This window comes from Amaricoccus macauensis (assembly GCF_049800915.1).
In the GTDB taxonomy this organism is placed as follows: Bacteria; Pseudomonadota; Alphaproteobacteria; order Rhodobacterales; family Rhodobacteraceae; genus Amaricoccus; species Amaricoccus macauensis_A.
On sequence record NZ_JBNAFY010000001.1, the window covers coordinates 112,573 to 132,834 of the forward strand.

Consider the following 20,262-nt stretch of genomic DNA (forward strand, 5'->3'; position numbering starts at 1 on the left):
CGCGCCGAGTTGGCCGAGAACGTGGCGATAGGGCGCATCAAAACAATCCCACAATTTCCGTCAATGTGCGGCGCCCACGGATATTCACCAGGTGGGACGAAGATCCTTGGGTGCTGCTACCTTCTCCGGGACGATCTCAGGCCAACTCAGCTTCCTGAGCCAGAATTTCCAGCACCATTGCCGCTGTCCAAGTGAAATGCGCCCCGCCGCAGGGTTCGGCGGTGATCGGGTCGTAGTATTCTGCGAAGCCGCTGCGATCGATGAGGCGCAGGCTGTCGGTCATGATCCGCCCGACCATGTCGGTCTGGCCCGCCCGACAGAGCCCGTCGGCGATCATGTAGTTGACGATGAGCCAAACCGGTCCGCGCCAGTAGCGCAGGCCGTCGTATTCCGGCGCGGTGGGATCGTGGCTCGGGATGAGATATTCGCAGGACCGGCCCAGCACCTCGATGCGGCGGGAGATCCCGGCGGCGCGCTCGGTGGGGATCGCGGCAAAGGCGGGGAGCAATCCCCCGACGGTGGGGCTCTCGATCAGGGCACCGACCTGGCGGTCGTAGCAGAGATACTGGCCCATCCCGTCGCTCCAGAGCGTCTCGAGCGCCGCGATGCCGCGGTCCGCAAGCGCGCGGGAGCGGGTGGCCATCCCGGGCTCGCCCAGGAGGTCGGCGAGATCCGCGAGATCGGCGCAGGCGCGGATCAGGATCGCGTTGAAGCCCGGGTCCACCACCTGGAAGGGCGAGGCGTCATGTAGTTTCGATGTGTCCCAGTTCAGCTCGCGGAAGATCTGCACCAGCTTGATGTAGCGCTCGTATTGCGCATGCGTCGGCCGGTGGGCCGGGTTGGCATGGGTGATGTCGCGGCGCTGGAAGGTGCCGACGCCCTCGGTCGAGACCCGCTCGAGGGCTGCATCCCAGTCGACCGAGTTGTCGCGGCCCGATTCCCAGGGGTGGATGATCGCCACCAGCCCGGTCCCTTCGGGGTCGCGGGTGCGGTAGAACCATTCGTGCCAGGCGTGCATCTTCGGCAGCAGTGCCGCCGCGCGGCGCCGGGCCATCTCCTTGTCCTTCGCGCGGTCGAACATTCGCCGGGCGGCAAAGGCCGCGACGGCGGGCTGGGACAGGCCGGAGGTGGGCGTGGGTCGTCCGGTCGCGTAGACTTCGGGGCCGGGGAAGTAGCCGGGGTCGTATTCGTGGAAGATGATGTGCGGCACCATGCCGCATTCCCACTGGTGATCAAAGAGCGTCTCGATCTCGGTCCAAGCCCGGTCCTCGTCGTAGTGGGCAAAGCCGAGCGCGCTGAGCGCGCTGTCCCAGTTCCACTGGAACGGGTAGAGCCCGTGGGTGGGCACGGTGTAGGTGCCCCGGTCGTTGTCGCGAAGCACCTGCTTCGCCTGGTCGATGTAGTCCTGTCTCATTTTGCCTTCTCAGCCGACGGCGAGGGTGGTTTCGGGGTCGAACCAGCGGATGCGGTCCGGGTTGGGCGCGAGCGTCAGCCTGTCGCCGGGCTTGACCGGCAGGTCGCTGTCGAGCACGGCGCGGAACATCGTGCCGTTGACCTCGCAGGTCGCCAGAAGATGCGCGCCCAGCGGCTCGACGATCTTCACCCGCGCATCGAGCCCCGTGTCCGCGGGCTGGATGTCCTCGGGTCGGATCGCGAATTGCAGCGGGGACTTTCCGTAGCGCGGCCCGTCGATCTGCTGGCCGGCCACCGTCCACTTGCCGTCGCCTGCGGATTCCGCGCGCAGGAAGTTCATCGGCGGGTTGCCGATGAAGCCCGCGACGAACTCGGCGGCCGGGTTGCGGTAGACCTCGATCGGCGAGGCGGCCTGGACGATCTTGCCCTTATGCATGACACTGATGCGGTCGGCCATGGACATGGCCTCGACCTGGTCATGGGTGACGTAGACCGCGGTGGTCTTCGATTCCGCCAGAACGCCCTTGAGCTCCGCCCGCATTTCCATCCGGAGCAGCGCGTCGAGGTTCGACAGCGGCTCGTCCATCAGGATCACGTCCGGTTCCATCGCGAGCGCGCGGGCCACGGCGACGCGCTGGCGCTGGCCGCCCGAGAGCTCGCCCGAGTAGCGCTTGAGCAGCATCTCGATATGCATCAGGCTGGCAGTGCGTTCGACCCGGCGCTTGACCTCCGCGTCGGGCAGCTTCTGCATCCTCAGCCCGAAACCGATGTTCTCGAACACGGTCAGGTGCGGGAAGACCGCGTAGTTCTGGAACACCATGGCGATGCCGCGGTCCTTGGGCGCGAGGTGGTCTACCCGGCGCCCGCCGATCCACACCTCGCCCTCGGTCGCGGTCTCGAGGCCGCAGATGATGCGCAGGAGCGTGGTCTTGCCGCAGCCCGAGGCGCCGAGGAGAACCATGAATTCCTGGTCGGCGATGTTGAGGTTGATATCGTGGAGCGCCTGGTAGGCTCCGAACTTCTTGGCGACGTTCTTGATCTGGATTTCAGCCATTTTTCTGTGTCCTTCCCTAGGGTTCGCGCCGCTCAGCGGTTCGCGATGCCCCACATGGCGAAGAGGTATTTGCGCACGGCGAAGATGAAGATGAGCGCCGGCACGACGAGGATGAACCCGCCGGCGAACTTCAGGTGGAGCGGCGCCTCGCCCAGCGTCTGCAGGAGGAACGCGGTCAGCGTCCGGTTCTCGATGGTGAGCACCGCCGCGGCGAAGACCTCGTTCCACGAGATCACGAAGGCGAAGATCGCCGAGGCCGTGATGCCGGGCAGGATGAGTGGCAGCACGACCTTGGTAAAGGCGGTGAAGCGCGTGCAGCCCAGGGTCCAGGCCGCCTCCTCGAGCTCCAACGGTATGCCCGAGAAGAGCGAGAAGGTGATCAGCACCGCGAACGGGATCGCCAGCGTGGTATGCACAAGCGCAAGGCCGAAGGCCGTGTCGTCGAGCCCGGTGCGGATGAAGAGCACCGCCAGCGGCAGGGCGAGCAGCGGCAGCGGAAAGGCCCGCGTGAGCAGGATTAGCAGCCGGAAGACTTCCTTGCCGCGGAAGTCGAACCGCGACAGGGCGTAGCCCGCCGGCGCGCCGATGACGATCGACATGATCATCGTCAGCGTGGCGACGATGACCGAGTTCTTCAGCGCCACCAGCATCCCCTCGAAGCCTGCGAAGAACTGGAGACTCCCGAGGTCGAATTCCGGGATGAACGACTTCGGAAAGCTGTTCACGGTTTCCGGCGAGGAAAGCGTGTTGATGAGCAGCAGGTAGAGCGGAACGATCACCCAGGCGCAGAGCAGGATCACCGACGCGGTGTAGAGGAACCGCGAGGCGCTGTGGGTTGTGGTGCGGTCCGCGGCGACAGCGACAGCATCGGTCATATCGTGGCTCCTTTCGGAACGCGCAGGGCGCGGAGGATGACGAGGGTGAAGGCGATCGAGATGCCCAGCACGATGAGCGCGAGGGCCGCCGCCGCACCGCTGTCCTGAAGGTCGAACTGGTAGGCGTAGATCTCACCCATGAGCACCGGGAACAGGGTTCCGCCGAGCGCTGCGACCACCGCGAAGACCTCGAAGGCGAGCACTACGCGCAGGATCAGCGCGGTCTGGAGCGAGGGGCGCAGGAGCGGCAGGGTCACCCGCAGGAAGCGCTGCCAGGGAGAGGCACCGAAGACCTCCGCGGCCTCGTAGTATTCCTTCGGGATGAGGCCGATGCCGGCAACGAGGATCACGAGCATGATCGCCGTGGCGCGCCAGATCTCGGCAAGCGCGATGGCGACGAAGACGATGACCGGGTTCTGGTAGGACAGGAAGTTGACCGGCCGGTCGATGATCCCGAGCCCGTGCATCATCGAATTGAGGAAGCCGGACTGTTCGAAGATCGCGAGCCAGATGATGCCGGCGGCGAGATCGGAGATGCCGAGCGGGATGGTCCAGATGTAGAGGACCATGTCGCGTCCGGTCTTCATCCGGTTGACCATCGTGGCCATCAGCAGGGCGAGGGCAAGCTGTACCGGGACGACCGCTAGCGCTAGGAGCATCGTGTTCTGCAGCGAGATCGGGAATTTCCAGTAGGTCACCACGTCTCGGAAGTTGTCGAGGGTGAAGCCCGCGCCATCGGTGAAGGCCAGTTTCGAGACGAGAACGAACGGGTAGAGGAAGAATACGCAGAGAAAGAGGGTGACCGGCAGGATCAGGAGATAGGGCAATAGTCGAGCGTTCATCGGATCGCTCCCATGGTAGCGCCAGGCGCCAGGATTTGGTTTTCAGGTGACGTGTCCGGGCTGGTTTCAGCCCGGACGTTCGGTGGTGTCAGGCGATTGCCGGGATCACTCCACCGGGCAGGCGCCCTCGGACGGCGCGTCGGGTGCCCAGCAAGGCGCGCCGGATTCTTCCATGATCCTGGAAAGCTGCTGCTTCTGGTCTTCCAGTACCGCCTCGATCGGCTGGCGCGCGAGCACGATGCGCTCGAACGTGTCGACGAAGACGCGGCTGAAATCGCCATCCATGTCACCGAGACCGGCCGGGAGCAAGCCGGGGTTCGCATCCGGCGCGCCGCTCATCTTGGCAACCGCATCACCGGCAGCCGTGACGGCGGGCGGCAGGTCGTCGGGAAGTTCGACATCGACAACCGGGAAGAAGCTGGTGGCGCGCAGGGTCGCGATCTGTGTCTCTGGCTCGAGCATGTATTGAATCACAGCCTTGGAGGCGTCCTGGTCGGGCGTGGTTTCCGGAATCGCGAGGCCGGCGAGCACCGGCATGAAGCCGCGACCCTCGGGGCCGGCCGGAGCGGGGAAGGCGACGAAATCGTCCGGCCGCTCGTTGAAGGCCTGCGCGAGCCGAGAGGTGTGGTCGAAGGCGATCCAGGCGTCGCCCGAGAGAAGCTGTTCCTGCAGGAAGGAGAAGTTGGTCGAGGCGGGGTTGGTGTGCTCCCAGAGCTCGAGGAACTTTTCCCATGCAGTTACGGCTTCGGGCGAGGCGAAGGTGCGCACGACACCGTTGGTGTAGGAGGGGTAGAGATAGCCTTGGAAGAATCGGTGCTTCAGCCCCTTCGGCCCGGCCGGGAAGCCGAACTTCGGCTCGCCGACACCCTCGTGGACATTGGCGGCCCATTCGATGAGCTGGTCATAGGTCAGCGCGTCGATGTCGGCGCCTTCGGGGAGGTATTCAAGCGCTTGCTTGTTGGCGGCCATGATGTAGGTCGCCTGCATCCAGGGCACGTATTGCAGGGTGTTCGTGCCGAGCATCGCGAGCGTGTTGAAGGTCTCGCTGTTGGACGTGACGCCGAGATCACCGAGGTCGACGAGATGATCCGGGTCGATGGACGAGAAATCGCCGTGCAGCGCGCCGAGGACGCCGATGGAGCCTGAGCCGGCCTCGACCTCCGCCTGGAAGCGGGTCAGCCAGGGGCCGACCTCGTTCGGCTGGTAATCCACAGTCTCGGGGGCACCGGTGAGCACGTCCTGGCGCATCGCCTGCGCCTCTTCCACCGGACGCGCCTGGGTCGACCAGAACAGGACATCCGCCTGTGCCACCATTGCGGAACAGATTAGGGCGAAACCTGAAACGGTGCCGGCTAGCGTGCGTCGTGAAGTCATGTATTCCTCCCGAGGACTTTGTATGGGCCAAGTCGTTGCTTGGCGGTGTGTTTCTCAAAATTGTGCGCCGAATGCGTTGCAGGATTGCCGCTATTAGACCCAATTTCAACCGTAGCTTTGCCCCGGTCGCATACCCCAACTCACGCCAGTGCATGCCGAAAGCGGATATATCGTTATATCATTGTCAAGCAGGTTTTATGTTTTTTCAATCCTTCTGATGTCTGTCTCCTGTCATTTTGGTCTACATCTTGCGCTTTCGGGGAAAAACCGGGAGATTTCGGTGGAGTAAGGTTATATCACGCGAATGTGGTCAGGAATGTCTCAGAAACCGACGCTGGAAACCGTTGCCAAGGAAGCTGGCGTATCCGTCCCTACCGTGAGCCAAGTCATGCGGGGCACTGGGCGTATTTCCGAGTCGACGCGGCAAAAAGTCCTTCAGGCCGCAAGCAGGCTTCACTATGTCCCCAACGCCCGTGCTGCCGCCATGCGCTCGGGTCAAAGCCGGGAGATCGGTTTTCTGATTAACCAGTTGGCCAACCCCTTCAATGCAGAAGTCGTTAGTGGTGTCGTCGATCTTCTCGAAGGGGAGGGCTACCTAGTTTCGGTCCTGGACACACGGGACGATACGAGTCGGCAGGATCGGCAACTTGAAGCCTTCATCCGTCACGGACGTGCGGGCTTGTTGTGGGTTCCTACAACCGAAACGCAAAGGGAGGCTGTCGAGTTGATCGCTGCGCACGGTATTCCGACAGTGACGTTCCTGAGGCATCTGCATCGCGACGTTGATCACGTCGGTATTCACAATGCCGACGCTACCGAACTAGCAACCGGCTACCTCGCCGATCTCGGCCACCGGCATATCGCATATTTAGGAGGCACAGATCTGACCGTGGTGCGCAGGGAGCGCATAGCAGGTTACAAGAAGGCTATGGTCCAGCGGGGGTTATCGCCCAATGTTGTTTGGGATTGTGATGACAACAAGCTCGCCGGACTGGAGGCGATGCAAGACCTTCATCGTTCTCACCCGGAAATCACTGCCATCGTGGCCAATGGAGACATGGTCGCACTCGGGGCCAGCTTGGGATTAACGCGTGCAGGCCTGATCCCCGGTCAGGATGTTTCAATTGTGGGATTCGACGATATTCAGGACGCAGCGGTTGCCACGCCTCCACTCACGACAATGTCTGTTCATCCGCATAAACTTGGACGAAAACTGGCCAGGGCACTTCTCGATCGCATCGCTGAACCTGACATGCCAGCTACTGTTTCAGAAGTCGCGGCCGAACTGATCGTACGGGAAACATCTGGACCCCCTTCAAGCCAGATATGAGTCAGCGCGTGGCGCGCGGGTTGCGCGTCTCACCGCAAGCAGCAAGGATCATTCTCTCGATAGGCGAAGCGGGTCTTCCAAAAGCTGTGGGTGCACCCCTGCTGGGGCGCCCTTCGAACTCAGGACTTTGATTTCATGGCCTCGACGAAACGCTCGAAGAGATAGAAGCTGTCTTGTGGGCCCGGGCTGGCCTCGGGATGATGCTGAACCGAGAATACGGGACGGTCAGTCATGGCGATGCCGCAGTTCGAGCCGTCAAACAGCGATACATGGGTTTCCACAACGCCTGCCGGCAATGTCTGGCTGTCGACCGTGAAACCGTGGTTCATGGAGGTTACTTCGACCTTGCCTGTAGCAATTTCCTTGACTGGATGGTTTGCGCCATGGTGGCCGTGGTTCATCTTGATGGTCCGCGCCCCGAGCGCAAGTGCCAGCATCTGGTGGCCCAGGCAAATTCCGAAAACGGGCATATCGCTCTTGTCGAGAATTTCGCGCATCATCGGCACGGCATACGCGCCGGTCGCTGCCGGATCGCCCGGACCGTTCGAGAGGAAAAGGCCCTCGGGATCAAGCGCAAGCACATCCTCGGCGGTGGCTGTGGCAGGCAGAACCGTTACATCGCACCCGGCGGATGCGAGACAGCGAAGGATATTACGCTTGGCCCCGTAGTCGATGGCCACAACGCGGTGGCCGGGTTCTAGCCTGTTCGCGTACCCCTCGGGCCAAGCCCACCGCATTTCGTTCCATCGGTAGCTCTGTGCGCAGGTTACGTCCTTCGCAAGGTCCATGCCCTCAAGCCCCGGAAATGCCTTGGCTTCGGCGAGGAGTGCCGGGATGTCGAAATTGCCTTCCGGGTCATGCGCAATCACGGCATGGGGCGCGCCTTGAAGTCGGATAGAGCGCGTCAGCCTGCGCGTGTCGACCCCGCCTATTCCAATACGGCCTCGCTTGGCGAGCCACGTAGACAGATGATCGGCCGTGCGCCAGTTCGACGGCTCAGTAGGGTTCCACTTGACGACCATGCCTGCGGCAAGCGGATCTGCCGTCTCATCGTCTTCACTGTTCGTACCAACATTCCCGATGTGCGGAAACGTGAAAGTAACGATCTGGCCTGCATAAGAGGGATCGGTCATGATCTCCTGATAGCCGGTCATCGCCGTGTTGAAGCAAAGCTCGGCGGTTGCCGTTCCCTTCGCCCCGAAACCGATACCATAAAACACCTGTCCGTCGTTCAAGACGATGCATGCCGTCGGTTTGACAGCGCCTTCTGAGCCTGCAACGAGGTGATCTTCGGCTTGAGCAAGTGTTTCGGCCATCAGCGAATCCCAAATGTGACGAAATGGAAACTATGCTTGCTCGAGGGTGGGGTCAAGGAATCGCAGTTTTAAATTTTCATCATGGAATCAGGTTGTTGTGAGAACTGGGTGTCACTTGCTGACTGCAGTGCAGCACGATATAGTTAGTAGCTCGGACCTCGTGGAGGTCGGCAAGACATGGGTGATGGATGATCCGAGAGAGACTGTCCGGTGATCTCAAGTCGGCGATAAAGTCAGAAGATGCGCATCGTGTTGCAACACTGCGCCTGATTTGCGCCGCAATAAAAGACCGGGACCTCGCTACGGCGCAGGCTGACAATGCCGATGGCTTGAGCGACGAAGAGGTTCGCGCAATCCTCGTCAAGATGGTAAAGCAACGCGAGCAAAGCATTGCGGATTTTGAAGAATCCGGTCGGCTTGATCTCGCGGAAGAGGAAAAGGCCGAAATCGACATAATCCGGGAGTATTTGCCACGTCCATTTTCTGACAGCGAGATGGACCAGGCAATTGCCAAGGCTATCGAAAAAACCGGTGCACAAGGCGTTCGGGATATCAATCGCGTAATGTCGCACCTTAAAGCGCGACATGCTGGGCGTATGGATTTCACGCGGGCCTGTTGCCAGCTGAAGAACAGTTTTCGCTAAGCCGAAATATACGGAAAGATCAAGTGGACAGCGATATGAATGGCCCCGTGAGGCTAACCACGGGCGAGGCAACGGCGCTTGTTTCCCGTGCCTTGCAGGCTTCGAACTGCTCTGCTTCCGTCGCGGAATGTGTTGCAGGTGCATTGGTCCGTTCGGAGACGGATGGCCAGAGTGGGCATGGGCTTTCCAGGGTTCCCTATTATGCGCTTCAGTCTCGGGTTGGAAAGGTCGATGGTAGCGCGGTTCCCGAACTTCTCGACATTAAGCCTGCGGTTTTTCGGGTAGATGCAGGATATGGGTTTGCCTACCCGGCCTTGCGAGTAGCACTTCCGGAGCTGGCACGGCGCGCACGTGAGACCGGGGTTGCTGCATGCGCTATCGCGAGATCACACCATTTTGGTGTGGCCGGCCATCATTGCGAAGATCTTGCGCGTGAAGGTCTTGTTGCCTTCGTTTATGGCAATGCACCGGCGACAATCGCTCCCTGGGGAACCCGGACACCGGTTCTGGGAACCAATCCAATTGCTTTCGCGGCTCCCATACCGAGCAAAGAACCATTAGTTATCGACTTCGCCGTCAGTACTGTCGCGAAGGGCAAGATCATGGCTGCGGCTCAGGCCGGTCGCGAAATCCCGGAAGGCTGGGCACTGGGCCCGGATGGAGAGCCGACTACGGACGCGAGTGTCGCTATGAAAGGCACGCTCGCTCCGGCGGGCGACGCGAAGGGCGTTGGATTGGCGCTCATGGTCGAGGTCATGTCTGCCTGCCTCGTGGGGTCGGCGCTGGGAACTGAAGCATCCAGCCTTTTTGATGATAAGGGTGGCCCGCCAAATCTCGGGCAAACAATTCTCGCGATGGATCCGTCAGCCTTGTCAGGGGGCGCATTTAACGCACGTATGACGGAACTTGTGGAGGTTTTCTGCGCTGTCGAAGGCGCTCGGCTTCCCGGAACACGGCGGCTTGATGCCCGTGCAAGCGTTTCGAAAAATGGGCTTTCCGTCCCTGCAGCACTTCTCAGAATGATCGAAGAGATTGGGACAGCTCATTGAAGAAGAAGCGTTTTGGCGATCTTAACGGAAAAGCTGTCGAAGAGGTTGTTCTTGAAAGCTCTGACGCGGCGGTTTCGATCCTGAACTACGGCTGTGTTACGCGTGACTGGCGCGTGGATGGTTCACACGGAACGCTGCCGGTAATCTTGGGTTTCGACAGCTTGGCAGCTTACGTGCATCATGCGCGTGGGCATGGTGCCATAGTGGGTAGGGTGGCCAACCGGACGGCAAACGCTTGTTTCAAGCTGGAAGGGCGAACCTACACTTTGACGGCCAATGATGGTCCCGGTCTGAAACATCACTTGCATGGTGGCCTTGAAGGACTCGGTCGGCGGATATGGGAAATGGAGGTCGATACGGCAGCTGGTACTGTCCAACTGCGCTACCGAAGCCCCGATGGGGAGGAAGGCTATCCCGGAACGGTGGATTTCTCAGTAATGTACCGCTTGGAAGGTCCCAAGCTCATCTGCGAGTTGACGGGTCTTCCGGATCGGCCTACGCCGATCAATCTTGCGCACCACAACTATTTCAATCTCGGTGGAGACGGCACGATCCGCGATCATGTGCTTTGGATCGATGCGGAGGAATATACACCTGTGGATGACGAACTCATTCCGCTGGGTAACTTTGCGCCGGTCGAAGGCACGCATTTCGACTTCCGCAAAGCACGAAGCATCAATGACAGCGACCCAAAGCGGTTGGGGCTTGATCATAACTATATATTGCGGTCAGATCGCGATCAAGGCAAGCATGTGGTGTTTTCGTCGTGTCCGCGAACGGGCCTGGAGCTACAGGTTTGGACAGATCAGCCGGGCATCCAGGTCTTTAATGCTTCGGAAATGGTGATCGAGGCGGCGGGGCTCGAGGGGCGGCGGTACGGGCGGTTTGCCGGAATCTGTTTTGAGGCGCAGCATTTTCCGGATTCGTTGCACAATCCGCAGTGGCCGAGCATCATCAGAACGCCGGAAAACCCCTACTTTCAACGACTTGAGGTGGAGATCGCGCGGGGCTGAACAGCGCGGACCCGCCCGAAATCCACGTATGGAATCGGTATGGAATCCGTATGGTTTTCGTATGGCTCGAGTATGGTTCGCAATTTACCCTTGGTTTACCCATCACTCCGAAGCGGTGTCGCCGAGACCGAAGAAGGCTGCGATGGCGGATGTCGAGCAGATGTCGGCGTCGCGGATGAAGGGGTCGCCGGACATGCCGCAAGGCGCACCCATGGCATCCGGGTCGATCGGCGTGGCGTGGGCGAAACCGGGCAGGGCATAGAGCTCGACCAGAATTTCGCCCTCGGGGTTGGCATATGCCGCACGCAAAGCGACTCCGAGATCCCGCTGTTCGTCGGGTAGGGCATCGATCCGGTGAACATCCGTCCACTGCTCAACGAGTTCCCGTGCGTTGGGCGGATCGACGGTGCCATCCGCATCGCCCTGCCAGATCGAGACACGGGGCCAGGGCCCGGTGAAACCGGCTGGTGCAGCGGCGCGGACCAGATCGCCCCATTCCTCGGGAGAGCGGTCGGGGGCAGGGTTGCTAGGCAGGAACGGAAAAGAGATGCCACAGGCCTCCGGGGCGGTGGCCGTGCGGGTGCCGCAACGGTAGGGAAGCCCCGCGATGATCGCACCGGAGGAGAAAACCTCCGGGTAGGTCGCCAGCATCACCGCGGTCATGCCGCCGCCGGCGGAGAGGCCGTTGACGAAGATGCGGTCCTCGTCGATTTCCATGTCTTCGACCGCTGTGGAGATCATCTGGCGGATGGAGAGCGCCTCGCCGCTGTCGCGCGTCGAGTCGCGGACTTCGGCGAAGTTGAAGCAGGACGTGGGATGGTTGCGTCCGTTGGGATCGAAGATCGGACCGGGACCGAGCTGCTGTTCGGGGAAGAGAAGCGCGAAACCGCCCCTGTCCGCTTCCGCCTGCCAGCCGCTATGCTCGAAATAGCCCGGAGCGGACTGGTTGCAGCCGTGAAGGACCACGACCAGAGGCGCACCTTCGCCCAGCCTAGCGGGCCGGTAGGAATACATGCGCAGATTGCCGGGGTTCGACCCAAAATCTTGTGTCTCGGAAAAGGTGCCGGAGATTGCGGCCGGCGCCGTGGAAAGGGAGGCGAGACATGCGAACGCGAGCGGACTCGCGGCGAAAGGTAATCTCGAGAACATCATTCGGCTCCAAGGGATCGGTGCAAATGGCAGAGGGGAATCACTGGGAAATCCTGTGCCGCGCCCGTCCAATTCGGGCTTCGACACGGGTAAAAGGATAGCGCAGGGGCTTCTGATCGCAAACCGATTTCGATTTCCCCCAGCCGTGAGGCCTCTGTGCCACCTGACCCTGCGGTGCAGTGAAAACAGGACTTTTCGCCTTTAACGGGAATCGTTTGCTAACAATCTACTAACAGCAGGTTGTGGACACATTGCTGTCAACCACAATATGTGGTCGCAATGCGCAATAAATCCGTTGCGACTCGGAGCGCTTTGGCATTGTTTGGTGGCAGGCCGCAGGACGGCAACTAGATATGGTGCCGCTCACTAGATGCACCCAGAACAAGACCAAGGAGCATGAGATGAAGATCGAGCGCAGGTTCACCACGGAAGACAGCGGGGCATACGGTCGGATCGCGTTCAAGACAACCGCGTCGGAGATCCGCAACCCGGACGGATCGGTGGTGTTTTCGCTCAAGGACCTGAGCGTTCCGGAGGGCTGGAGCCAGGTTGCAGCGGACGTGCTCGCACAGAAATACTTCCGCAAGGCCGGCGTTCCCGCACGCCTGAAGAAGGTGCGCGAGAAAGGCGTTCCCGAGTTCCTGTGGCGCTCCGTGCCCGACGAGAAGAAGCTCGCAGAACTGCCGGAAGCCGAGCGCTATGTCGGCGAAACGAGTGCGGCGCAGGTCTTCGACCGGCTTGCAGGCGCCTGGGCCTACTGGGGCTGGAAGGGCGGATACTTCACGACCGAGGCCGATGCGAAGGCCTATTACGACGAGATGCGCTACACGCTGGCGGCCCAGATGGGTGCGCCGAACAGCCCGCAGTGGTTCAACACCGGACTGCACTGGGCCTATGGCATCGACGGTCCGGCACAGGGCCACTACTATGTCGATTACCAGACCGGCGAACTGACGAAATCCGCTTCCGCCTATGAGCATCCGCAGCCCCATGCCTGCTTCATCCAGTCGGTCCAGGATGACCTGGTGAACGACGGCGGCATCATGGATCTCTGGACCCGCGAGGCGCGGCTCTTCAAATACGGTTCCGGCACCGGCACCAACTTCTCGTCGCTGCGCGCAGAGAACGAGAAGCTCGGTGGCGGCGGAAAGTCGTCGGGCCTGATGTCCTTCCTCAAGATCGGCGACCGGGCGGCGGGCGCGATCAAGTCGGGCGGCACCACGCGCCGCGCGGCGAAAATGGTGATCTGCGACATGGATCACCCCGACATCGAGGACTTCATCTCCTGGAAGGTGCTCGAGGAGCAGAAGGTCGCGAGCCTCGTTGCCGGTTCCAAGATCCACCGCGAGCGGCTGGCCGCGATCCTTGACGCGGTGCGCGCCTGGGATGGCGATGAGGAAGCCGCCTTCGACCCCACGGTCAACAAGACCCTGAAGACCGCCATCCGCGCGGCCAAGAAGGTTCATGTTCCGGAAGCCTACATCAAGCGCGTGCTTCAGCAGGCCGAGCAGGGCGTGACGGAAATCGATTTCCGTAGCTACAACACCGATTGGGACTCGGAAGCCTATCTCACCGTGTCGGGTCAGAACTCGAACAACTCGGTTCGTGTTACCGACGACTTCCTGCGGGCGGTCCGCGAGGATGCGGACTGGGATCTCACGAAGCGCACGGACGGCACGGTTGCAAGGACCGTCAAGGCGCGCGACCTGTGGCAGAAGGTGGGTGAGGCGGCCTGGGCCTGCGCCGATCCGGGCGTCCAGTTCCACGACACGATCAACGCCTGGCACACCTGCCCGGAAGACGGCCCGATCCGTGCCTCCAACCCGTGCTCGGAATACATGTTCCTCGACGACACGGCCTGCAACCTTGCGTCCATGAACCTGCTGACCTTCCTCAAGGACGGGCAGTTCGACGCGAAGGGCTATGTCCATGCGACCCGCATCTGGACCATCACGCTCGAAATCTCGGTGATGATGGCGCAGTTCCCGAGCCCGGAGATCGCGACGCTCTCCTACAAGTTCCGCACGCTGGGCCTCGGCTACGCCAACATCGGCGGGCTGCTGATGAACATGGGGCTGAGCTACGACAGCCCCGAGGGTCGCGCGCTTTGCGGTGCCCTCACGGCCGTCATGACCGGTGAGGCCTATGCGACCTCAGCCGAGATGGCGGGCGAACTGGGTGCCTTCCCGGGCTACGAGAACAACGCGGCGCACATGCTGCGGGTCATCCGCAACCACCGCCGTGCCGCGCAGGGCAACACGGCGGGCTATGACGGGCTCGCGGTTCCGCCGGTGCCGCTCGACCATGCCAACTGCAAGGACCGGGCCCTGCTGAACCTCGCGCATTCCGTCTGGGATCGTGCGCTGGAACTTGGTGAGAAGCACGGGTTCCGCAATGCGCAGACCACCGTGATCGCGCCCACCGGCACGATCGGGCTGGTGATGGATTGCGACACCACCGGCATCGAGCCGGACTTCGCCCTGGTGAAGTTCAAGAAGCTCGCGGGCGGCGGCTACTTCAAGATCATCAACCGCTCGGTTCCGGCAGCGCTCGCCACTCTCGGCTACACCCAGTCGCAGATCGGCGAGATCATCGACTATGCCGTCGGTCGTGGTTCGCTGACCGACGCGCCCGAGATCAACGCCCGCTCGCTCACCGGCCACGGTTTCGGCCCGGAGGAGGTGGCAAAGATCGAGGCCGCGCTTCCGACCGCCTTCGACATCCGCTTCGTCTTCAACCAGTGGACCCTGGGCGAGGAGTTCTGCACCCGTGTTCTCGGCATCCCGGCGGAGGAACTGACCGACCCGGCCTTCGATCTTCTGCGCCATCTCGGGTTCTCGCGCGCCCAGATCGAATCCGCGAACGCCCATATCTGCGGCACCATGACGCTCGAGGGCGCCCCGCATCTTCGTGATGAGCACTACGCGGTCTTCGATTGCGCCAATCCCTGCGGCAAGATCGGCACGCGGTATCTCTCGGTGGAGAGCCACATCCAGATGATGGCCGCGGCGCAGAGCTTCATTTCGGGGGCGATCTCCAAGACGATCAACATGCCCAACGACGCCACGATCGACGACTGCAAGGCGGCCTACGAGCTGTCCTGGTCGCTCGGGGTGAAGGCCAATGCGCTTTACCGTGACGGTTCGAAGCTCAGCCAGCCGCTCGCGGCCTCGCTGATCGAGGACGACGACGAGGAGGATCTCGAGGAAGCGCTGATCGACGCGCCCCAGGGTGAGCGCGCCGCCGTTCTGGCCGAGAAGGTCGTCGAGAAGGTCATCATCAAGGAGATCCAGCGCTCCAACCGGGTCAAGCTGCCCGAGCGCCGCAAGGGCTACACCCAGAAGGCGATGGTGGGCGGGCACAAGGTCTACCTGCGCACCGGCGAATACGAGGACGGCACGCTCGGCGAGATCTTCATCGACATGCACAAGGAGGGGGCTGCCTTCCGCGCGATGATGAACAACTTCGCCATCGCTGTCTCTGTGGGGCTTCAGTATGGCGTGCCGCTCGACGAGTTCGTGGAGGCCTTCACCTTCACCCGGTTCGAGCCGGCTGGCATGGTGCAGGGCAACGACTCGATCAAGAGCGCGACCTCGATCCTCGACTACATCTTCCGCGAGCTGGCGGTGAGCTATCTCGACCGCACGGATCTCGCGCATGTGAAGCCCGAGGGCGAGAGCTTCGACTATGTCGGCAAGCCGGTCGAGGAGAGCAATGTCGAGGCGGTGGCAAATGCGGAAGTGGCGCAGACCTCGATCGAGATGATCAAGCACATCTCCTCCACGGGCTATCTGCGCAAGCGTCTGCCGCATGAGCTCATGGTGCTGCAGGGGGGTGCCGGGCTTGCCAGTAGTGCCTCGGCGGTCGGGGCGGCGGTGTCCTCCACCACCACGACCAAGACGCAGGCAAGCGTGACGGCGCTCGATGCTCGCTCCAAGGCGCGGATGCAGGGCTATGAAGGCGACCCGTGCGGCGAGTGCGGCAACTTCACGCTGGTCCGCAACGGGACCTGCCTGAAGTGCAACACCTGCGGCTCCACGACGGGCTGCAGCTGAGGAAATTGGAGTTGGGGCGCGGAACTCCTACCTTCCGCGCCCCAGCTTTCCCGCATCGATGTGCACAATGCGGGGAAAGCTGTTTCGACCCAGATTTGGGGCGATGGCCTGTTAGGCCATTATCGAGGCATCAGATCAATGACGTGCACTTTTATACAGGATCTGCCCACAAGAAATGCCAGATTCCTGTTGATAAAAGGAGCCATACACATGGCACGTAAGTCAAACAACGAAGTTACGAGCGCAAGAGCAGCCACAGCGGCAAGCAAAGTGCTTCGAAACCCAAGAGCGAGCAAAGCAGCCAAAACTGCTGCGGCCTCGGCCCTGACACAGAGACCCAACAAGAAATCAAAGTAGAAAGCGAGGGGATTCACTAAAGCCAAGGAGTTTTAGAAAATGGGTGTTTCTCATCCTCTAACCGGTGTGAATCTGAATGTGATAGAATACGAAAGAAAATCGCTCGAGTACGCTGAGGCTGTTACTGCTCACGTTATGAGAATGCAAGGAGAGAAGTTCTCTCGTATTGCTCATGCGCTTGGCACTAATACTCTCAGAGTCGGTGAAGTCCTGAGGGGGGAAAGGCATCCGACAGCGATTGAAGTTGCGAAGCAACTCGTAGTTAGTTCGGCACCAAAGCCACACGACGTTTAGCAGTTTTCGGGAGAGACAGTTGAAGACATTGAGGCGCGGTTGAAACCGCGCTTCGCAAGGCCAGAAAACAAGCCGCAAAAAATCGAGCAGAATGGCGGCGAGAACGGAAGAGAACCGATGGCGACACAATATCGAACAAAGACCAGCGATGTCAGAAAGGCAGATGCCGGGCTTTATAGCAATCAGCGGCATTCGCGAGCGGATTTCGACCATCTTCTCGGGATGATCCAGCTGAACATGTTTGACTGCAAGCAAGACCCCGTCGAGCAGTAAGAACGGAAACGCAGTCCAAGACGGGGGAATGCAAACTACAAGAGGCCCAACCGGGCCTCTTTTTTTTATGCAGCCGGGCACTGGGGTGCGTGGCGAAGGCCCGCAGGCGGCCAGAGATGCCGTGTAGATGCTCTGGTTCAGGGATTTAGCCGCGCATTTTACCGAAAGTGGTTACGACCGCTGAATTGAGTTCGCCTCTTGGAATTGGTCTGGCCAGCAAGAAATTCCATTCCGAGACCGCGCAACCCGCTAATAAAAATAAAAAAATTGATTCTCCCAATTCAAAAGATCAGAAGTATCTCAAATTATACACATAAACTGTGTCTCGCCAAGGCGGCTTTCTATTGTGGCCAGATGTGCGCATCTTCTCGCTTCGAGCAGGAGGACTTGCCGCAAAGGCGCTTAAGCGCACCCGGCAGGGTTCTGGCGAGAAAAATGTGTCTGGGTGGCACGTATACTCGAAAGTGGGGGATTTGCGAGTGTGCGAACATAATGGGTGTGAAGAGTTGTGCTCCGTTTGCGAGGCTCCCGTTCGGCTTGCGGTGCTCGATACGGATGGAAGCCCCATTGATGCGGCAGGGAGTGTTCTGACGCCGGCGCCCATCGCGCCGACGACCGGGGATCTTTCCGGTCTTCTCTCCGGAAGCTACTGGGGCTCGAACGAGATCTCGTTCGGGTTCACAACAAGCCTGCTCGATTATGTCAGCCTCGACGCGCCCAATTCCGAACTCCTGACTTTTTCCGAGTTGGGGGATGGCGGCAAGGAGATCTTCCGCGACGCGCTCTCTCACTGGGATGAGGTATCCGGACTGAACCTCACCGAGAGCGGCTCGCCTGGCTCGGCGGAAATTCGCATCGCGGCATCGACAGCCCCGCTTACGGCCTGGGCCTATGTGCCGAGCCTCGACTGGGCCGGCGGTGGAGACATCTGGGTCGATCCGGAGGAGATCACCCCTTACGCAGACGATGTCCGTGGGGCTACCGGGGCGGTCGGAACCTATGCCCATCTCACCGCCATGCACGAAGTCGGCCATGCCTTGGGCATGGAGCACCCCCATGAAGGGACGAGCCTGGGCGCGGCCTACGACAGCATTGAATACTCGGTGATGAGCTACAAGTCCTATGTAGGGCACGATGGCGGCGGATATACCAACGAGACCCACGGCTTCGCGCAATCGCTAATGATGCTTGATATCGCGGCGATCCAATCGATCTATGGCGCCGACTATACCACACGCTCGGGCGATACGACCTACAGTTTCAATCCCGCAACCGGCGAGATGCTGGTCGATGGGGTCTCCCATGCTGTTCCGGCGGAGAACAGGGTCTTCCGCACGCTGTGGGATGGGGGCGGCTACGACACGCTCGATTTCGCCACCTACACCAGCAGTATCAGCGTTAACCTCAATCCCGGCGAAGCGACGGATCTTGATACTGGCGGGATCGGTCAAAAATCTCGGCTGGGCTACGAGGCGGGTAACTGGGTCTATGCATCGGCCAATATCTACATGTCGCTGCTTTTCCAGAATGACACGCGCAGTCTGATTGAATCCGTCATATGCGGTGGCGGCGACGATGTCCTGATCGGGAACAGTGCGGACAATCTGCTCTGCGGTGGCCTGGGTCTGGACACATACACGCTCGGTTCGGGCAATGACACGATCCGCGGTTCGATTGCGGAGGTCATCGGCGATATCGTGACCGATTTCAGCGCGGGTGATCAGGTCGTGGTGACCGATATCGGCGCGAACCAATCGACCGAAGTTGGCGCAGACGGGGTGATCCGTCTCGTTGAGGGTTCCAGTGGGGATGACACGGGAGGCGGTACAGACCCGGATGTCGGGGGCGATCCCGGCGATGAGGAGGGCAGCGGTGATACTGACAACGATCCGGGATACGATTTCACGGATGATGGGGGCCTGACCGTCCGGCTAACCGGCAAGCGGGATCGCTATGAGTCCCATTCCGAGGATGGCCAGACCGTTCTCGGGATGGAGGGCACGGACAAGATCAGAACCGGGGCAGGGGACGATCGTATCGTTGCCGATGGCGGCAACGACAATGTCTTTGCGGGCGCGGGGAACGATACCGTTGAAGGCGGAGCCGGCAACGACCGGTTGAATGGCGAACTCGGCGATGACGTCATGTTCGGGGGTGGCGGACGTGACAACATGCGGGGAGGAGAGGGTCACGATCTGCAATATGGAGAGGCCGGGGATGACCTGCTTTCCGGCAATGACGGGAACGACAGCCTCTCGGGAGGCGACGGCAAGGATCGGCTGGACGGCGGGCGCGGAACCAATGTTCTCTATGGCGGCGACGGGAATGACCGCCTCGTTGGCCGAGAGGGGGATGATCTCCTCTATGGAGGTAACGGTTCGGATGAACTCGCGGGGGGCAAGGGCAACGATACCTTCGTGTTCCATGTAGACGATGTTGGAACCGACACGATTCGCTTCGACTCCGGATCGGACATCATCGAGATCAACGGTTTTTCCGGAGGACTCGACGATCTGAACTTTTCGGACGGCCGGAAGGGCGTGACTATCGATTTTGGGGGGAGCGGAAGCATCCTCGTTCTTTCCAAGAAGGAAGAGGATTTCCAGGAAAGTGATTTCTCGTTCCATGCTGGAACCAACACGGCCCGCGAGCTTTCACCCGTTCCCCTGAGCGAAGTCGGCGTTTCGAATGCCACAATGACAAATTTGACGGACGGCGATGACGCGCTCAGCCTGACGAGCATCAAGACCGGCATGAAATTCAACCTTCGAGGCGGCGACGACAAGCTGAGTGCAAGCAGAGGCAACGACACGATCAATGGCGGAGCGGGGGACGACACGATCAAGGCCGGTAGTGGCGATGACGTCATTCTTGGAGGGAGCGGGGAGGACGAACTCTTCGGGCAGGGTGGCAATGACGTTTTCGTTTTCCGCGCCAGGGATATCTCGACCGGATCGACAGAGTTCGACAAGATCCTCGATTTCAGATGGCGCGATGACACCATCCGCCTGGAAGGTTTCGATGACAGTTCGGTGGGCGATCTCGAATTCACCATCCACAACAGGAAACTTCAGATAGTCGTTGATGACAAACAGACCATCTGGCTCAAGACGTTGCGGGATGAATCGGTTTTCGTCGCCAACGACCTCATCGATTTCGTGTAATCTTCGCTCCTGAAGGATGCCTCGTTGTCGGAGATTGCTGCCACTTGCGACCCCGGCCTG

General features: G+C 60.7%; 14 protein-coding genes. 7 read left to right on the forward strand and 7 right to left on the reverse strand.

Going from position 1 to position 20,262, the window contains the following annotated elements; translation table 11 throughout:
* Positions 1-136 precede the first annotated feature (136 nt).
* The 5 genes from ACP15W_RS00470 to ACP15W_RS00490 form a co-directional block, all read right to left on the reverse strand.
* On the reverse strand, positions 137-1,414 hold the full coding sequence (locus tag ACP15W_RS00470; protein ID WP_424930858.1) for an amylo-alpha-1,6-glucosidase: 1,278 nt from the start codon (positions 1,412-1,414) through the stop codon (positions 137-139).
* A gap of 9 nt (positions 1,415-1,423) precedes the next feature.
* Positions 1,424-2,467: an ABC transporter ATP-binding protein gene (locus ACP15W_RS00475; RefSeq protein WP_424930859.1), complete on the reverse strand. Its 1,044-nt coding sequence runs from the start codon at positions 2,465-2,467 to the stop codon at positions 1,424-1,426.
* Positions 2,468-2,499: 32 nt separating this feature from the next.
* Positions 2,500-3,342 carry a carbohydrate ABC transporter permease gene (locus ACP15W_RS00480; protein WP_424930860.1) on the reverse strand — a complete coding sequence of 281 codons (843 nt, stop codon included), beginning with the start codon at positions 3,340-3,342 and terminating at the stop codon, positions 2,500-2,502.
* The gene (locus ACP15W_RS00485; protein WP_424930861.1) at positions 3,339-4,184 is read right to left on the reverse strand and encodes a carbohydrate ABC transporter permease; all 846 of its coding nucleotides are present in this window, start codon (positions 4,182-4,184) and stop codon (positions 3,339-3,341) included. Before ACP15W_RS00485 ends, ACP15W_RS00480 begins: the two co-directional genes overlap by 4 nt.
* A gap of 105 nt (positions 4,185-4,289) precedes the next feature.
* Entirely contained in the window at positions 4,290-5,558 is a 1,269-nt protein-coding gene (locus ACP15W_RS00490; protein ID WP_424930862.1) for an ABC transporter substrate-binding protein, read from the reverse strand.
* A 316-nt stretch (positions 5,559-5,874) separates the two neighbouring features.
* On the opposite strand from ACP15W_RS00490, the gene ACP15W_RS00495 reads away from it, so the two are divergent.
* The gene (locus ACP15W_RS00495; RefSeq protein WP_424930863.1) at positions 5,875-6,888 is read left to right on the forward strand and encodes a LacI family DNA-binding transcriptional regulator; all 1,014 of its coding nucleotides are present in this window, start codon (positions 5,875-5,877) and stop codon (positions 6,886-6,888) included.
* Between the two features lie 119 nt (positions 6,889-7,007).
* On the opposite strand, the gene carA is transcribed toward ACP15W_RS00495, so the two are convergent.
* Complete coding sequence (carA, locus tag ACP15W_RS00500) at positions 7,008-8,204, reverse strand: glutamine-hydrolyzing carbamoyl-phosphate synthase small subunit (protein ID WP_424930864.1); 1,197 nt, start codon at positions 8,202-8,204, stop codon at positions 7,008-7,010.
* Positions 8,205-8,392: 188 nt separating this feature from the next.
* Between carA and ACP15W_RS00505 the strand changes: the two genes are divergently transcribed.
* Genes ACP15W_RS00505 through ACP15W_RS00515 form a run of 3 tightly spaced genes read left to right on the forward strand, consistent with a single transcriptional unit; the run spans position 8,393 to position 10,910 of the window.
* Entirely contained in the window at positions 8,393-8,848 is a 456-nt protein-coding gene (locus tag ACP15W_RS00505; RefSeq protein ID WP_424930865.1) for a GatB/YqeY domain-containing protein, read from the forward strand.
* A 23-nt stretch (positions 8,849-8,871) separates the two neighbouring features.
* Positions 8,872-9,897 carry an Ldh family oxidoreductase gene (locus ACP15W_RS00510; RefSeq protein ID WP_424930866.1) on the forward strand — a complete coding sequence of 342 codons (1,026 nt, stop codon included), beginning with the start codon at positions 8,872-8,874 and terminating at the stop codon, positions 9,895-9,897.
* The gene (locus ACP15W_RS00515) at positions 9,894-10,910 is read left to right on the forward strand and encodes an aldose epimerase family protein (RefSeq protein WP_424930867.1); all 1,017 of its coding nucleotides are present in this window, start codon (positions 9,894-9,896) and stop codon (positions 10,908-10,910) included. The genes ACP15W_RS00510 and ACP15W_RS00515 overlap by 4 nt, the downstream gene beginning before the upstream one ends.
* 102 nt (positions 10,911-11,012) lie before the next feature.
* Here ACP15W_RS00515 and ACP15W_RS00520 read toward each other — a convergent pair whose 3' ends face one another.
* Positions 11,013-12,062: an alpha/beta hydrolase family esterase gene (locus ACP15W_RS00520; protein ID WP_424930868.1), complete on the reverse strand. Its 1,050-nt coding sequence runs from the start codon at positions 12,060-12,062 to the stop codon at positions 11,013-11,015.
* Between the two features lie 398 nt (positions 12,063-12,460).
* Between ACP15W_RS00520 and ACP15W_RS00525 the strand changes: the two genes are divergently transcribed.
* The 3 genes from ACP15W_RS00525 to ACP15W_RS00535 all read left to right on the forward strand — a co-directional run bounded on the left by ACP15W_RS00525 (position 12,461) and on the right by ACP15W_RS00535 (position 20,202).
* Positions 12,461-16,114 carry a vitamin B12-dependent ribonucleotide reductase gene (locus ACP15W_RS00525; RefSeq protein WP_424930869.1) on the forward strand — a complete coding sequence of 1,218 codons (3,654 nt, stop codon included), beginning with the start codon at positions 12,461-12,463 and terminating at the stop codon, positions 16,112-16,114.
* Positions 16,115-16,804: 690 nt separating this feature from the next.
* Positions 16,805-17,038, forward strand: coding sequence for a hypothetical protein (locus ACP15W_RS00530; RefSeq protein ID WP_424930870.1), 234 nt, complete (start codon positions 16,805-16,807; stop codon positions 17,036-17,038).
* A 479-nt stretch (positions 17,039-17,517) separates the two neighbouring features.
* On the forward strand, positions 17,518-20,202 hold the full coding sequence (locus ACP15W_RS00535; RefSeq protein WP_424930871.1) for a M10 family metallopeptidase C-terminal domain-containing protein: 2,685 nt from the start codon (positions 17,518-17,520) through the stop codon (positions 20,200-20,202).
* Positions 20,203-20,262 lie beyond the last annotated feature (60 nt).